1 protein-coding gene is annotated in these 922 nt (G+C 33.2%); it reads right to left on the reverse strand.

The features are described from left to right. Positions 1 to 228: 228 nt before the first annotated feature. Positions 229 to 798: a DUF4256 domain-containing protein gene (locus AC1DTM_RS28915; RefSeq protein WP_016104980.1), complete on the reverse strand. Its 570-nt coding sequence runs from the start codon at positions 796 to 798 to the stop codon at positions 229 to 231. Positions 799 to 922: the final 124 nt, after the last annotated feature.

Genomic DNA, 922 nt, shown 5'->3' on the forward strand with positions numbered 1-922 from the left:
TTTTACATGTTTTCGTTTACAATTTAATTAAAACTAATAATTTTGATAAATAATTCTAAAAAAGAGTATGTTTATGAAAAAAATTATCAAAACATACTCTTAATATTTTTAGTTGATTCATTCTTTTACAAAAGATAATCCCCATATTCTATGAGGCCTCACAGTCGAAGCCGCTAGCTAAAGAATGCAATCTATTCTCAATTTCAAATTTACCTGTCTGTACAAATTTTAAACTCTTAGAGAACCACGAAAACCTCTTGCGGCATAGTAAGATTCTGCTCCATTGTGATACACAAAGACATGGCCAAAGCGATAATCGCAAAAAAGGGCACCGCCAAGTTCTCTAATATCAGAAGGTGTTTGCACCCAACTCGATGTCTTCAAATCGAAATTTCCGAGATTTTGCAACGTGCGATATTCTTCTTCCGTTAATAGTTCAATGCCCATAGCAGTTGCCATATCAATAGCGTTATTTTCTGGTTTATGTTTCTTTCTTGATTCTAGCGCTTCAAGGTCATAACAAACACTTCTACGACCTTTAGGACTTTCTGCTGAACAATCGTAAAAAATGTATTCGCTTTTTTCTTTATCAAAATCAACAACATCAGGTTCTCCGCCAGTTCTTTCCATTTCGTTGAGCGACCACAACTTTTCAGTATTAACATCCAGCCTTTCTTGAACATTAGCCCACTCTAGACCTATATGGCGGTTCATGTTATTCTCAAAACGATCTTTCAATGTTTGTAGTAATTCTTCACGTTGCTCTAGTGACAACTCTTTTATATTGCTCTCTTTCATATTAGTTCCTCCCTTGATGTCTTTATTAATGATAGTTTAAGTATATATAAATACTGTTTTATAATAAAATGTTTAAATAATTGCGTGAATTCTGCTTGCAATAATTTATATGACTTAGTAACAC

It is taken from the genome of Bacillus sp. P4_D3 (assembly GCF_056401855.1).